Origin of the sequence: Staphylococcus sp. NWU MK-U1, assembly GCF_033283505.1 — a bacterium.
Lineage (GTDB): Bacteria > Bacillota > Bacilli > Staphylococcales > Staphylococcaceae > Staphylococcus > Staphylococcus haemolyticus.
In genome coordinates this window covers 205,809-221,688 of sequence record NZ_JAVSMG010000002.1, presented here as the reverse complement: position 1 = coordinate 221,688, position 15,880 = coordinate 205,809, and the positions used below count along the sequence as shown (strand labels likewise).

The window sequence follows — 15,880 nt, the reverse complement described above, 5'->3', positions numbered from 1 at the left end:
TTACTCCTCCTCGTTCTTTATAGCTTCAAACGTTTTCTTAGCATGTTGACTTAATAAGTGATTTGGATCTATAGATATAGCTTTGTCAAAATAAGACATAGCTAAATCAAGATCTTCAGTATCCATGTAAGTGGCTAAACCAAGATTATATAAAGCATCGACATGCTTTGAATCTATAGCTAAAACAATTTTTAATTGATTTATAGCCTGGTTAAACATTTCTAGATGACATAGTGCCAGACCATATTGAAATTGAACTTCCGCATCTTGATTATTATCTAATTCTGCTGCAGTCATAAAGTAAGGTAAAGATTCTTTTGGAGCATCTAATTGGTTAAATGACATACCAATCATATAATTAGTATCTATTTTATCCATATTGTATTTAGATGCCAATTGATATAGTTTAATAGCATCACGGTATTTACCTTGATCGTAATACAGATTGGCTAAATTGTAATACACTGCACCATTTTTATCATCTATCGTAATTGCTCGTTGAAAGAAACGCTCAGCCTTTTCAATTTCATTAATATCAGCTAATACTATTCCTGCATTGATATAATTTTCAATAGTATTCGGTTCTTCTTCTATGTTTTGAAATAAAGCTTTTAAAGCATCTTCAAGTTGACCCTTTTGAATCCACTCATAAATCGTATCTTGTTTCGTTATCATGATTCCACCCAATCCTAAAATTAACTTACGAGAAACGCAGTATTTTATAAAATAAAGATGTAGTAGTATTTGGGAGCAAGACATAAACAATATTTTCGAAAATATATTTCCAGTCAATTACTGCCAATATATATTTGTAGCCTGAGGCATTGAATTATGTCCCAGGCTCTTAACAACTCCATCTTTTGTTTGTTTAATTAAACAACATAACTTAACTGACCTGTTGTTTTAAATACATCATCGATAGTTGCTCCACCTAGACAAACTTCCTCATCATAAAATACAACGGCTTGTCCCGGTGTGATAGCACGTACTGGTTCATCAAATGTAACGCGTAAAGCATTTTGACTTTCACGTTGAACAAACACCTTAGTATCTTTTTGACGATATCTAAATTTAGCAGTACATTCAAATCTGTTGTCTAAATCAACTGGATTTACAAAAGAAAAATCGGAAGCTATTAAATAATCACTATAGAGTGCATCATGATGGAAACCCTGTTCAACGTATAAAATATTGTCTTCTAAATTTTTACCTACAACGAACCATGGATCACCATCTCCACCGATACCAAGTCCATGTCTTTGACCAATAGTGTAATACATTAATCCACTATGCATTCCCATTTTTTCGCCATTCAACGTACGCATTTCTCCAGCTTGAGCTGGTAAATATTGTGATAAGAATGTTTTGAAATTACGCTCTCCAATAAAACAGATGCCTGTAGAGTCTTTCTTTTTAGCTGTTGCTAAATCTTGCTCTTCTGCTATTTTACGAACTTCTTTTTTATCAATATCTCCAATTGGAAACATAACTTTAGACAATTGTTGTTGAGATAGTTGATTTAAGAAATAAGTTTGATCTTTATTATTATCTACACCTCGTAACATTTCTACATGGCCATCATCATGACGACGTATTCTTGCGTAATGTCCTGTTGCTACGTAATCTGCGCCCAATTTAAGTGCATGCTCTAGAAAAGCTTTAAACTTAATTTCTTTGTTACACATTACATCTGGATTAGGTGTACGACCTTTTTTATATTCATCTAAGAAATAAGTAAAGACTTTATCCCAATATTCTTGTTCGAAATTAACGGCATAATATGGAATACCAATTTGATTACATACTGCGATAACGTCATTATAGTCTTCTGTTGCAGTACAAACACCATTCTCATCAGTGTCATCCCAGTTTTTCATGAATATTCCAATAACATCATACCCTTGCTCTTTTAGCACATGAGCTGTGACTGAACTGTCAACACCGCCAGACATACCTACAACTACACGTATATCTTTATTAGACACATTTATTCCTCCTTAAATTTATGATATATTTTGTGAATTTCAGCTACGATATATTTTATTTCTTGATCAGTTGTTAATTCATTAAAGCTAAATCTTACTGAGTGTTTAGCACGTTCTTCATCTTCATACATTGCTGCTAAAACATGAGAAGGTGTTGTTGAACCAGCTGTACATGCAGAACCTGAAGATACATAAATGTTAGCTAGATCTAAAAGTGTTAGCAAGGTTTCCACGTCTATGAATGGGAAATATAAATTTAGAATATGTCCTGTTGTATCAACTATAGAACCATTTACCTCAAAAGGAATCGCACGTTCTTGTAGGCTAACTAAGAATAATTCTTTTAATTGCATTAAATGTAAATTATTATTGTCCCTATTCTTATGTGCTAATTCTAGTGCTTTTGTCAAACCAACAATTTGTGCTAAATTTTCTGTTCCTGCACGTCGTTTAGTTTCTTGTTCTCCTCCTAGTTGAGAGTACTCAATTGGGGTTTTATCTCTAACTAATAAGACACCTACACCTTTTGGACCGCCGAATTTATGTGCTGTCAAACTTAAAGTATCCATTTTAAAATCTTCAAAATTAACATCTAAGTGTCCGATTGCTTGAACTGCATCTACATGCAATAATGCGTTTGACTCGCTAACAATATCTTCTATATCATACATAGGTTCAACAGTTCCAACTTCATTATTAACAAACATTATTGAAACTAAAATAGTGTCATTTGTTAATGCTTCTTTAAGTTGATCTAAATCTATTGCACCTGTATCATCTACATCTAAATAAGTGACATCATAGCCTTCTTTTTCCAATTGTTCAAACACGTGTAAGACAGAATGATGCTCAATTTTAGTTGTAATAATGTGATTTCCAAGATGTTCATTTGCGTAAACTAATCCTTTAATAGCTGTATTATTTGATTCAGTTGCGCCACTTGTAAAAATGACTTCGCTAGGCTTAGCATTCAATAATTTAGCAACTGTTCTTCTTGATTCATCTAGATAACGACGTGCATCTCTTCCTATAGAATGAATAGACGATGGATTACCAAAATGTGATTTATAAATTGTCATCATCTCTTCAATTACTTCTGGCTTGACAGGTGTAGTTGCAGCATAATCTGCATATACTTCCATTTTTAAGTACACTCCTCACAATATTATCAATGTTCCTATAATAGCACCTGAATAGAATTTTTTCTATATAGTTGTTTATAAACATAAATTTTTCCATTATTTAATATTTTAACACTCAACCACTTTAAAAATTAACCCCACATTTACTTATAAATATTTTTAAATGTACTATTAATTAAAGTATCAATATTTTTTCACTAACATTATCGATTATGAGCATTTCAATATAAATTAAACTACATATCTTGTTAAACTGAACCATATTAATTTTATATGAGGAGATGAAAACTGTGGGTAATCTAAAGGTATCTGCGTTAAATTTAGTTCCAATAAGAGAAGGTCAGAGTGATAAAGAAGCAATTGAGGATATGATTAGTTTAGCTCAAAAGTTAGATTCACTTAATTATGAAAGATACTGGATTGCAGAACACCATAACGCACCAAATTTAGTAAGTTCAGCAACTTCTCTATTGATTCAACATACACTTGAACATACGAAACGTATTAAAGTTGGATCTGGAGGGATTATGTTACCAAACCATGCTCCTCTAATAGTTGCGGAGCAATTTGGAACAATGGAAACACTTTTCCCAAACAGAGTTAATCTAGGTTTAGGTAGAGCCCCAGGGACTGATATGATGACAGCTAGCGCATTGAGACGTGACCAGCATAATGGCGTCTATGAGTTTCCTGAAGAAGTTGAACAATTACAAACTTATTTTGGACCTGGAAATAAACAAGCTTATGTAAGAGCTTATCCTGCTGTAGGTAAAAATGTACCTTTATATATTCTTGGATCATCTACTGATTCAGCTCATTTAGCTGCACGTAAGGGATTACCTTATGTCTTTGCAGGACATTTTGCACCTCAGCAAATGAAAGAGGCAATTCAAATATATAAAGAACTATTTGAACCTTCTGACGTATTAGATAAGCCTTATATGATTGTATGCTTGAATGCGATTGTAGCTGAAAGTGATGAAGAAGCTGAATACTTAGCAAGCACTTTAGCTCAAGTATTTATTGGTATTGCTCGTGGTAGAATGCAACCAGTACAACCACCTACAAATGACTTACAAGCTCTTCTAACACCTAGAGAATTTGAGATGGCTAAACAAAGATTTAATGATTCGCTAATAGGTTCAGAGGAAACAGTTAAAGAGAAGTTAGAAGCATTTATTAAAGAATATGGTGAAATTGATGAACTCATGGGAATTAGCTATATTTATGATCAAGAAAAGCAATTTGAATCATTCACTCGTTTACAGAATATTATTGAAAAATTGAATCAATAATCAATATTAAAATTTAATATTGATGGATAGTGAGAGAATTAAGGCATAATTTGGAGTGGGATATTATTTAAGCTCACTCCTTTTATGTGCTTATGAACATTTAGTTATAAGTGCTAAAACAACATATAGTTTAATAAAAATGTTTTGAATTACTTAAATTGTAAATACTTCTTTTGATATAAAAAAGCGATAACATTAAATGTTATCGCTTGAAAACTAATTATTTATCATCTTTTTTGTCATCGTTGTTTTTCTCAGTATATTCATTGATTTTGTCTTTAGCTTTATCAACTTGTTCGTTATCGCTATTTTTAAATTTATCTGCTGCATCTTTCGCTTTATCCATGAATCCCATAATGAAATTCTCCTTTCAAATTTAAGAATATTTTTTCGATCAAGTATCATGTTAATTCTGAGATATAAAATAAAGAATGTACTTTACTGTTGTAATTATTATTTACCACACACAATTTTATATAAACATATTTTTAAAATTAAATATAAAACATGTAACCATCAAGTTTATCATCAGTTTCGACATAGTCTGCTAGATATTTTAAAGTAGTATTATCTAATACTTCTCTAACAGCATCTCTCATTCTTAACCATAACTGTTTTTGAGCAGGTGGTTCTGATTCAATACTTTCGACTATCGTTATAGGACCTTCTAGTAAACGAATAATATCGCCTGCTTTAATTTCGTCAGCTGGTACTCTAAGTTGATAACCACCTTTGGCACCACGAACACTTCGAATTAAACCAGCATTTCTTAAAGGGCCAACTAATTGTTCGAGATATAAATCACTCAAACTGTTTTCTTCAGCAATTGACTTTAAAGATACGCATCCTTGCCCTTCTCTTTTAGCAAGGGAAATCATTAAAGTTAAGCCGTATCTCCCTTTCGTTGATATTTTCATAACATTACCTCACATAATTCGAATAATATATAATACCATTCTAGCATTTTTTCAGTTAAGATAGTATTAGAAAGGTGTGAAAATAGTGACTACAGAACCTTTAGCTTCAAGAATGAGACCTACTAACATTGACGAAATCATTTCGCAGCAACATTTAGTAGGACCTAGAGGCATTATTAGACGAATGGTTGAAACCAAAAGATTATCATCAATGATATTTTATGGGCCACCAGGCATTGGTAAAACAAGTATTGCGAAAGCAATTTCTGGTAGCACTGATTATAAATTTAGACAATTAAATGCAGTTACAAATTCAAAAAAAGATATGCAAATGGTAGTCGAAGAAGCCAAAATGTCAGGTCAAGTCATTCTTTTATTAGATGAAATTCACCGGTTAGATAAAGCTAAACAAGATTTCTTATTACCACATTTAGAAAATGGTAAAATCGTCCTAATTGGTGCAACAACTTCAAATCCATATCATGCAATCAATCCAGCTATTCGCTCTAGAGCTCAAATATTCGAACTGTATTCATTGGATCATGATGATGTGCGACTCGCAATTAATAGAGCATTAAATGATTCTGAACGTGGCTTAGCTAATTATCAACCCAAAGTAGATGAAGATGCATTAGAGTACTTTGCTACGCAAAGTCAAGGAGATGTTAGAAGTGCTTTAAATGCTCTTGAATTGGCTGTTTTAAGTGCTTCAGTTGAAAATGAAATTAGACATATCACTCTTCAAGATGCTAAAGATTGTTTGCAAAAAGGTGCTTTCGTAAGCGATAAAGATGGAGATATGCACTACGATGTTATGAGTGCTTTTCAAAAGTCAATAAGAGGTAGTGATGTAAACGCTGCATTACACTATTTAGCAAGATTAATTGAAGCTGGCGATTTACCGACTATTGTAAGACGCTTATTAGTCATTAGTTATGAAGATGTAGGGTTAGCTTCACCTAATGCGGGACAACGTACGCTTGCAGCCATTCAATCGGCAGAGCGACTGGGGTTTCCGGAAGCGAGGATTCCTCTTAGCCAAGCTGTAATTGAGCTTTCATTATCACCTAAATCCAACTCAGCGATCACTGCGATTGACAGTGCACTTAGTGACATACGTAAAGGTAATATTGGCCAAATTCCTGACCATTTACGAGATGGACATTATGCTGGAGCTAAAGATTTGGGTCGTGCCATAGGTTATAAGTACCCTCATAACTATGAAAATGGACACGTCATTCAACAATACTTGCCAGATAAACTCAAAAATAAAATTTATTATGAGCCTAAAACAACATCAAAAAGTGAACAACAATTTAAAACTATTTATGATAATTTAAGAAACAAAAACTAAAAAAGACTATGAATCAATTAGCCATTATAAATGACTTTTAAATTTGATTCATAGTCTATTATTTAAATATTTCCTTTATCCTTAATACGGCGTACAGGTATATTTTTTAAAATGTCATTTACTACGTAACTCGCACAGATTAATCCTACTGTACTTGGTACAAATGCATTTGATGATGGAGGCATTTGCCCTTTACGATTAATGGCGTTTTCATCTCCAACGGTTGCTTTTACATCTTCACGAATTACAATAGGGCTTTCATCAGAAAACACGACAGGTACACCTTTTTTTATACCTTGACGCTTTAGCTTATTACGGATAATTTTAGCCATAGGGTCCATATATGTTTTAGAAATATCTGCTATTTTAAATCGTGTAGGATCAGTTTTATTAGCTGCCCCCATACTTGAAATCATCTTAATTCCTCGTTCTAAACACTCTTTCATCAGATGAACTTTATATATTATAGTATCACTTGCATCGATAAAGTAATCAATATCATAATTATTAAATAAATCCTTATATGTCTCCTCAGTATAAAACATGTGAAGTGGTGTTACTTTACAATCAGGGTTAATAAGTTTAATACGTTCTTCCATCAAAGTGACCTTACTTTGTCCGATAGTTGTAGTGAGTGCATGTATTTGACGATTGACATTTGTAATATCTACGTCATCTTTATCGATTAAAATAATATGACCAATATTGGTTCTAGCTAATGCTTCAGCAGCAAATGAACCAACACCACCTACCCCAAGAACTGCAACTGTTTTTTCTTTTAATAGATCTAATCCCTCTTGTCCATATGCTAATTCGTTTCTTGAAAATTGATGTTTCATTTTAAACTCCTTTATAAAAACAATACGATAACTATATGTTAACAGAAAAAGACAAATAAAAATACGCAAGACATAAAGCCTTGCGTACCGGTAGAGTCCGTGATTGCCGTAGTTATAAAAAGCTTGATCATTCGGCCTGCTATATACAGGTGGGTGCCCTGTTTCTTGTTTTGCAAGTCCTCCAATTGAGGCGTGTGCGCTGCAAGAAAACCTATTGGACTCCCTGATCAAAAAGTGTTAGGCCCAAATAAAAAGCAAACGTACGAACAATACAGATGACTACCTTATGTTTATATATTACCACAGAGGTTTAAATAAAGAAATCCTTATGAATTAGATAGAAATGTATATTTTGTGAAGCAAAATTTTAATAATATTGAGTTTACATAATATTATTATAGTTTTGTTAGCTGAATATAGTTCTACAAAAATACGAAAAAACGCTAAATAAAAGTCACCAAAATCCACTGTGATTTTGATGACTAATGTATTTATATCATTTTATATGTTAAATCTAATGACGAATACGTAAAGAAAGCTCTTCTAATTGTTTGTCTGAGACTTCACCTGGTGCATCTGTAAGCAAGCAAGTCGCTGAAGCTGTTTTAGGGAATGCAATTGTATCACGTAAGTTTGTACGATTAGTTAATAGCATTACTAAACGGTCTAAGCCTAGTGCAATACCGCCATGTGGTGGTGCACCATATTTAAATGCATCTAACAAGAATCCAAATTGTTCTCTAGCTTGTTCTTTTGTGAATCCTAATACTTCAAACATTTTTTCTTGTAATTCACCGTCTGCAATTCTGATTGATCCCCCACCTAATTCATAACCGTTTAAAACGATGTCATAAGCATTCGCTTGTGCATTTTGAGGTTCTGAATCTAATTTACTAATATCCTCTTGTTTAGGTGAAGTAAATGGATGGTGTGCAGCTACATAACGTTTAGCATCTTCATCATACTCTAATAACGGCCAATCTGTTACCCATAAGAAATTAAGTTTATTTTCATCGATTAAACCTAATTCTTTGGCAATTTTAATACGTAAAGCACCTAAACTTTGAGCTACTACATTTGGTTTATCAGCGACAAACATTACTAAGTCTCCTGATTCAGCTTGTGTAAGATCTTTTAAAGTCGCAACATTTGAATCTTCAAAGAAACGAGCGATTGGACCACTTAATCCATCATCAACAACTTTTACCCATGCAAGACCCTTAGCACCATAAATATTTACGAATTCTGTTAATGCGTCCATATCTTTACGAGTATAATTGTCGGCTGCACCTTTAGCTACAATGGCTTTTACTTCGCCATTATTTTCTACAGTATCTTTAAATACTTTAAAGTCCATTTCACGACCTAACTGTGATACATCTTTAAGTTCCATATCAAAACGAGTATCAGGTTTGTCTGAACCATAGCGTCTCATCGCTTCTTCATAAGTCATTCTAGGGAAAGGACCTGATACGTCAATGCCTTTAACATCTTTAACAACTTTTCGTAACATTTCTTCACCCATTTGAATCACATCTTCTTGATCAACGAAACTCATTTCAATATCGACTTGAGTGAATTCAGGTTGACGATCTGCACGTAAGTCTTCATCGCGGAAACATTTAACAATTTGATAATATTTGTCAAAACCACTAATCATTAGTAATTGTTTAAATAATTGAGGTGATTGTGGTAATGCATAAAATTCTCCTTCATGAACTCGAGAAGGTACTAAATAATCTCTGGCACCTTCTGGCGTAGATTTAGTTAAAACAGGAGTTTCAATATCGAAGAAACCATTGTTATCTAAATATTCACGAATAGAGCGTGTTGTTTGATGTCTCATTTTGAATGTTTGTGCCAACTCTGGACGTCTTAAATCTAAATAACGGTATTTTAAACGGATGTTTTCATCAACATTTTGATTTTCTTCATTAATAGAAAATGGTGGTGTTTCTGATTTATTGATAATTGTAATATTAGAAACTTGAACTTCTACTTGACCAGTTTTAATTTTAGGATTCACAGTATCTGGATCTCTCTTTGTTACTGTTCCCTCAACTTCAACTACATATTCTGATCTTACTGTTTCAGCTACACTTAAAGCTTCTTCAGAAAAATCAGGGTTAAAGACGATTTGCACGATACCTTCTCTGTCACGTAAATCCACAAAGATTAAACCACCTAAGTCACGACGATTATGAACCCAACCTTTTAAAGTAACTTTTTGGTTTAAAAGTTCTTCTGTAACTAAACCACAATACGTTGTTCTTTTACTCATTTATATTCTCCTTTTTATTAATTATTTTTTTCTTGAAAATAATTTACTAAGTTATTTAAGTTAATAGTTTCTGTTTCACCTGTTGACATGTCTTTGACGTCAATCACTTCATTTTCAAGTTCTTGATCACCGATAACAACAGTATATTGAGCATTCAAACGATCAGCTTGTTTCATTTGGCCTTTAACTTTACGTTGTAAATAATCTTTGTCGGCTTTTATACCCGATTTTCTGAGTTGATTTAAAAGCTTAACGCTATATCGTTCAGCTTCTTCACCCATAGTAACGATAAAAAGATCAAACGTATCCTCGACGTCCAAATCAATTCCTTCTTCTTCAAGCGCCAATAACAATCTTTCAATACTTAAAGCGAAACCAATACCCGTTTGATTTGGTCCATCTAATAATTCAAGCAGTCCATTATATCGACCACCACCACATAAGGTAGTTATTGCACCATCATAATTAGGATTATCCATCATTAATTCAAAAGCAGTGTGTGTGTAATAATCAAGACCACGTACAAGGTTAGGATCTTCAACATATGAAATACCTAAATCATCTAAGTGAGTCTTCACTTCATTAAAGTAAGCTTTTGAATCGTCATTTAAGTAATCAGTAATTCTTGGCGCATTTTTAACAGCTTCTTTATCTCTATCAATTTTGCAATCTAGTATTCTCATTGGATTTGTGTGTAATCTTGATTTACAATCATCACAAAATGTATCTATCACTGGCTCAAAATGACGTATTAGTGCCTCATTATATTCTTTACGTGAATCAGCATCACCAATACTATTGATAACTAATTTTAAATGTTTAAGGCCAAATGATTCATAGATATGCATCACCATAGCTAGAACTTCAGCATCCATGCTCGGATTTTCAGCACCAATCGCTTCAACGCCGAATTGAGTGAATTGACGGTATCGCCCTTTTTGTTTACGTTCATATCTGAACATTGGCCCATTATAATATAATTTAACAGGCTGATTTGGAATACCTTGCATTTTATTCTCAATGTATGAACGTACAACAGCTGCTGTTCCTTCTGGTCTTAGAGTTATGCTTCTGTCACCTTTATCTTTAAAAGTGTACATTTCTTTTTGTACGACATCTGTAGAGTCACCCACGCCACGTGCAAATAAATCTGTACTTTCAAATATAGGCGTGCGAATTTCTTTATAATTATATAATTTCATTAATTCATCAAGTTGATTTTCAATGTAACGCCATTTACTAGAATCTTCAGGTAAGATATCTTGTGTACCTCTAGGAATTCTAATCACACAATCACTCCTTCTTTGTATTTTACAAACTCCCTTTAATAAAAAAAGTCCCTTATATAGCATTTCTGCTATACAAGGGACGAATTGCCGTGTTGCCACCCTAATTGTAATTAAATTCATTAGTAAAACTTAATTACCACTCAAAACGTGTAACGTACGTAAAACGGCTTAATCTATTAAAGCACCTGTTCTTGTGTTCAAAGTATAATAAATTACTCAGTATAATCTTCCAGCCATGGATTATATCTCTTCACAATATCAATTATTGCTACCTCTTTCATTTATACTTTCAAGAATCATAACGGTATTATATATAAAGTTCACTAATTATAATAACGAGTTTATGCATAGTTTGCAAGCTTTAAGAGGCAAAATATTGTTTTAAACCATCCACTACAGCTTCTTCTACAACTTGTCGATGGATTTGATCTCGTATCATTACCTCATCTGTTGGATTACTTATATATCCTAATTCTAATAACACGGCTGGCTTATTGGTTTGTCTGAGTACTTGGAAGTTCTCTTGTCGAGTTCCTCTATTAGACAACATGGCTTTCTTTTGTATGTTCGTATTTAACGTTTCAGCTAAAGCTTCTTGATTATTTTTATACCAATAAACAGTTGAACCATTAGCATTAGGACTATCAAGAGAATCATTATGTATACTTATGTATGCGTCACCATTAAGTTTTCTATCATCTAAGCTAACATATGTATCATCAGAACGTGTTAATTTAACTGTTGCCCCTGCTTTTTCAAGAGCGCGTCTCAGTTCTTTAGCTGTTTTTAAAGTATAGTTCTTCTCCAAACTCTTTTTTGAAGTATTACTGGATGCACCCTGGTCATTGCCTCCATGGCCAGGATCTAAGACAATGACCTTATTTTTCAAAGGGTTTACTTTTTTATTTGCATCCGCTTCAATATTTAAGCTTGTATGCCATCCAGCTATCCAACCTTTTTCAGAACCATCTCTGCTTTCAACTTCTATCCATTTACCTGATTTACTCAATCTAGTAAACGTATCACCTTTTTCGACTTGGTATATCACAGGATAAGCAGCATTTGGACCAGTTCGTAACTCAGCATTCTCTGAAACTGTAATTCTATTACTCCCTTGATCACTATGATTCATTAGCATAAATAATAATATTAAAAATAATATAAAAGCACCTACAACAATCAATGTTATCAGATTTTTAAGGTCATGTTTAGATAACCATGCATCTATTTTGTTCATATTATTTTGCCATCCTGACTTTCATAAATAATAGTAACTGGACCATCGTTGATAATTTCAACTTCCATATCAGTACCAAATTCACCTGTTTTCACTTCAACGTCATAAGCTTTTAAAGCAGTGTTAAATTTTTCATATAACTCATTGGCTTCTTGAGGATTTTTTGAATTTGAAAATCCTGGTCTATTACCTTTACGTACATCAGCATATAAAGTAAATTGTGAGATAGATAAAATTTGACCTTCAACTTGTTGGATATTTAAATTAAGTTTGCCATTCTCGTCTTCAAACAAACGAGCGTTAATAATCTTTTTAGCAACTGCATCTATATCTGCTTCCGTTGTATCTTTACCTATTCCGACTAAAAGACAGAAACCCTTGTCGATTTCATTGTGAATGCTGTTATTTGTAACTGCTGCTCTTTTTACTCTTTGTACAACTACTTTCATATTAATAGCACCTCATTAATTCCAAACTCTTGACACTGTATATACATCACTTAATTGTTTTAGTTTTTCAACTACACGGAATACATCATTAACATTACGCACCATAACACTAATAGTGATAATTGCATTCTTATCAGTATCAGACCGTCCATTGATTTTAATAATACTTCCAACTGTAGAGTTAACGGCTTGTATTACTTCATTTAATAAACCATTACGATCATATGCACTAACTTCTAAATCTACTTGGTATCGTTGAGTAGAATCTTTAGATTTAACCCACTCAACTGCTATTAATCGTTCTGTTTCATTTTTAACATTTGGACAATCTGTACGGTGCACTTTTATACCATGTCCTTTAGTGATATATCCTACAATATCATCTCCAGGGATTGGATTACAACATTTTGAAAGCTTTATCAATACATTCTCTATACCTTCGACATAGACACCACTATCAGTGATGATATCATCTTTAATCGGAAGTGATTTAATAACTTCCTGTGCCTCGTTTAGCGCTTTTTGTTTATCTTGTATACGCTGTCTTTCGGTCAATTTATTAACAACCTGTAATGCCGTTACACCACCAAATCCAACTGCTGCAAATAGATCATCATCATTAGCAAAATAGTATTTCTCATTAACAACTTCTAAATTTTTATCAGTTAAAATATCATCTACTCTAAAGCCTTGTTCTTTAATTTCTGCTTCGACCATAAACTTACCTTTTGCAATGTTTGATGAACGGTCTTGTTTTTTAAAGAAACCTTTAATTTTACTTTTAGCACTTGATGATTTAACTATCTTAAGCCAATCTCTACTAGGTCCATAAGAGTGCTTACTTGTACGAATTTCAATAATATCTCCGGTTTGAAGAACATAATCAATAGGAACAATTTTACCATTAACTTTTGCACCTATCATCTTATTTCCGACTTCGCTATGAATAGCATAAGCGAAATCTATTGGAACCGCACCATAAGGCAATTCAATAACATCACTTGCAGGTGTGAAAGCGTAAACTTTATCACTTTGTAAATCATATTTCAGTGATTCCATAAATTCTTGTGCGTCAGATGATGTATGATCAGCTTCAGCTAATTCTTTTAACCAATTTAATTTATTTTGAAAATCTTGGTTCTTTTCATTAACTGTTTTTCCTTCTTTATATGCCCAATGAGCTGCAACACCATGTTCAGCTATTTCATGCATTTCATACGTTCTAATTTGTATTTCTAAAGGGTCTCCATTAGGACCAACGACAGTTGTATGGAGAGATTGATACATGTTCTGTTTAGGCATGGCAATATAATCTTTAAATCTTCCAGGCATAGGTTTCCATAATGTATGGACTAACCCTAAAATTGCATAACAATCATTAATAGAATTTACAATTACACGAATAGCTAATAAATCGAATATTTGATCAAACTGCTTTTTCTGCTTCATCATTTTACGGTATATGCTATAAATATGTTTAGGTCTACCGCTAATTTCTCCAGTGATGTCCATATTAATCATTTCTGTTTGAATTTTATCTATTGCATTAGCGATATAAGCTTCTCGTTCACTACGCTTTTTCTTCATTAAATTGACAATACGGAAATACTGAACACTGTCTATATATCTAAGTGCAGTATCTTCTAATTCCCATTTAATCGTATTAATACCTAACCTATGTGCTAATGGTGCATAAATTTCTAGTGTCTCTTTAGAGATACGCACTTGTTTTTCTCTAGCCATAGCTTTTAGTGTTCTCATGTTATGTAATCTATCGGCTAATTTGACAAGTATCACTCGAACATCTTTTGCAATTGCAATAAATAATTTACGATGATTTTCTGCTTGTTGTTCTTCTTTAGAGCGGTATTTAACCTTTTTAAGTTTAGTAACACCATCAACAATTCGCGCTATTTCTTCGTTAAACATATCTTTAACATCGTCAAATGTGTATGGCGTATCTTCGATGACGTCATGCAGAAAACCTGCCACTATCGTTGGACCATCTAAACGCATTTCTGTTAATATGCCCGCTACCTGAATAGGATGCATGATATACGGAAGACCATTTTTACGGAACTGTCCTTGATGGGCTTCATAAGCTATATGGTAACTTTTTAGGACATATTGATAATCATCAGTTGATAAATATGATTTAGCTTTATTTAGCACCTCATCAGCGCTATATGGATACTCGTTATTCAATATATGACACCCCAACTCATTTGTATTTCAAATACTCAACTCATATTCGAATTTTTGAAAATTAAGAAAACATACATTGTCCTTCATTAATCCGAGTATATCATCTATTTAGATATAGAAATGCGAGTATTACTTTAATTTTATCAAATGTTAAAAGAACTACAAACGCCTTAACATTTTTATAAATAATAGTTCTATGATACTACAAGTTTTTAAATAAATAAATGGTGTTACGCTGAAATCAAATCAAGTAAACAATTTAACGAAAAAATGGGAATGAGATAGAATCCCTATACGAATTCATTATCTCATTCCCAAAAATTGTTAGACATTAAAAGCATGGACTATGTCTTTTAATTCTAGTCATCTATTCATCATATGAAATTAAACTCATGACATCATAGTCTTTAATTTTTTCAATACCGTTTAAATATTTAAGTTCAATTATAAATGCAATACCTACGACGATTCCTCCTAGTTTTTCAACTAGTTTAATTGCCGCCTCTATAGTACCTCCAGTAGCTAATAAGTCATCAGTTATAAGAACACGTTGACCTGGTTTAATTGCATCACTGTGCATAGTAAGAACATTTGTACCATATTCTAAGTCATATTCATATCGGATAACTTCACGAGGTAATTTACCCTCTTTTCTCACGGGCGCAAAACCAATCCCCATTGAATAAGCTACAGGGCACCCAATTATAAATCCTCTTGCCTCAGGACCTACAACTATATCAACGTCTCTCTCCTTAGCATATTTAACAATTTGATCGGTAGCATAACCATAAGCTTCCCCGTTATCCATAATTGTTGTTATATCTTTAAAACTAACTCCCGGTTTAGGCCAATCTTGCACTTCCGAAACATATTGCTTTAAATCCATA

Annotated in this window: 14 protein-coding genes and 1 other RNA gene; 2 read left to right on the top strand and 13 right to left on the bottom strand. The window is 32.9% G+C overall.

The genetic code is table 11. From position 1 onward, the window contains the following. From SBL16_RS04130 to SBL16_RS04120, 3 genes are all read right to left on the bottom strand, one after another. Nucleotides 1-672: a tetratricopeptide repeat protein gene (locus SBL16_RS04130; protein ID WP_182477426.1), complete on the bottom strand. Its 672-nt coding sequence runs from the start codon at nucleotides 670-672 to the stop codon at nucleotides 1-3. A gap of 200 nt (nucleotides 673-872) precedes the next feature. Continuing rightward, nucleotides 873-1,985: a tRNA 2-thiouridine(34) synthase MnmA gene (gene mnmA / locus SBL16_RS04125; protein WP_107612313.1), complete on the bottom strand. Its 1,113-nt coding sequence runs from the start codon at nucleotides 1,983-1,985 to the stop codon at nucleotides 873-875. A 2-nt stretch (nucleotides 1,986-1,987) separates the two neighbouring features. Then, the gene (locus SBL16_RS04120; protein WP_107614234.1) at nucleotides 1,988-3,127 is read right to left on the bottom strand and encodes a cysteine desulfurase family protein; all 1,140 of its coding nucleotides are present in this window, start codon (nucleotides 3,125-3,127) and stop codon (nucleotides 1,988-1,990) included. Between the two features lie 281 nt (nucleotides 3,128-3,408). On the opposite strand from SBL16_RS04120, the gene SBL16_RS04115 reads away from it, so the two are divergent. Beyond that, entirely contained in the window at nucleotides 3,409-4,422 is a 1,014-nt protein-coding gene (locus SBL16_RS04115; protein WP_160380496.1) for an LLM class flavin-dependent oxidoreductase, read from the top strand. Nucleotides 4,423-4,642: 220 nt separating this feature from the next. Here the strand turns inward: SBL16_RS04115 and SBL16_RS04110 are convergent, their stop codons facing one another. After that, a complete protein-coding gene (locus SBL16_RS04110; protein ID WP_011275593.1) occupies nucleotides 4,643-4,777 on the bottom strand; it encodes an SAS049 family protein in 135 nt (44 codons plus the stop codon). Between the two features lie 139 nt (nucleotides 4,778-4,916). Next, nucleotides 4,917-5,339, bottom strand: a complete 423-nt coding sequence (gene cymR / locus SBL16_RS04105) for a cysteine metabolism transcriptional regulator CymR (protein WP_033080142.1) — start codon at nucleotides 5,337-5,339, stop codon at nucleotides 4,917-4,919. 85 nt (nucleotides 5,340-5,424) lie between these two features. Here cymR and SBL16_RS04100 point away from each other — a divergent pair, with 85 nt between their 5' ends. Next, nucleotides 5,425-6,693, top strand: coding sequence for a replication-associated recombination protein A (locus SBL16_RS04100; protein WP_160380497.1), 1,269 nt, complete (start codon nucleotides 5,425-5,427; stop codon nucleotides 6,691-6,693). Between the two features lie 62 nt (nucleotides 6,694-6,755). Here SBL16_RS04100 and SBL16_RS04095 read toward each other — a convergent pair whose 3' ends face one another. The 8 genes from SBL16_RS04095 to SBL16_RS04060 all read right to left on the bottom strand — a co-directional run bounded on the left by SBL16_RS04095 (nucleotide 6,756) and on the right by SBL16_RS04060 (nucleotide 15,879). Further along, nucleotides 6,756-7,532, bottom strand: a complete 777-nt coding sequence (locus SBL16_RS04095) for a ThiF family adenylyltransferase (RefSeq protein ID WP_037536712.1) — start codon at nucleotides 7,530-7,532, stop codon at nucleotides 6,756-6,758. Between the two features lie 90 nt (nucleotides 7,533-7,622). After that, nucleotides 7,623-7,813, bottom strand: a non-coding RNA gene (gene ssrS, locus SBL16_RS04090) — 6S RNA. A gap of 233 nt (nucleotides 7,814-8,046) precedes the next feature. Next, complete coding sequence (aspS, locus tag SBL16_RS04085; protein ID WP_107635830.1) at nucleotides 8,047-9,813, bottom strand: aspartate--tRNA ligase; 1,767 nt, start codon at nucleotides 9,811-9,813, stop codon at nucleotides 8,047-8,049. Nucleotides 9,814-9,830: 17 nt separating this feature from the next. After that, nucleotides 9,831-11,102: a histidine--tRNA ligase gene (hisS, locus tag SBL16_RS04080; RefSeq protein WP_037536717.1), complete on the bottom strand. Its 1,272-nt coding sequence runs from the start codon at nucleotides 11,100-11,102 to the stop codon at nucleotides 9,831-9,833. A gap of 361 nt (nucleotides 11,103-11,463) precedes the next feature. After that, the gene (locus SBL16_RS04075; protein WP_107612308.1) at nucleotides 11,464-12,339 is read right to left on the bottom strand and encodes an N-acetylmuramoyl-L-alanine amidase; all 876 of its coding nucleotides are present in this window, start codon (nucleotides 12,337-12,339) and stop codon (nucleotides 11,464-11,466) included. Next, entirely contained in the window at nucleotides 12,336-12,788 is a 453-nt protein-coding gene (dtd, locus tag SBL16_RS04070) for a D-aminoacyl-tRNA deacylase (protein ID WP_037536721.1), read from the bottom strand. Before dtd ends, SBL16_RS04075 begins: the two co-directional genes overlap by 4 nt. Before the next feature lie 15 nt (nucleotides 12,789-12,803). Then, nucleotides 12,804-14,993 carry a RelA/SpoT family protein gene (locus tag SBL16_RS04065; RefSeq protein ID WP_119472352.1) on the bottom strand — a complete coding sequence of 730 codons (2,190 nt, stop codon included), beginning with the start codon at nucleotides 14,991-14,993 and terminating at the stop codon, nucleotides 12,804-12,806. Between the two features lie 367 nt (nucleotides 14,994-15,360). Next, a complete protein-coding gene (locus SBL16_RS04060) occupies nucleotides 15,361-15,879 on the bottom strand; it encodes an adenine phosphoribosyltransferase (RefSeq protein WP_107611745.1) in 519 nt (172 codons plus the stop codon). Between the last annotated feature and the right edge of the window lies 1 nt (nucleotide 15,880).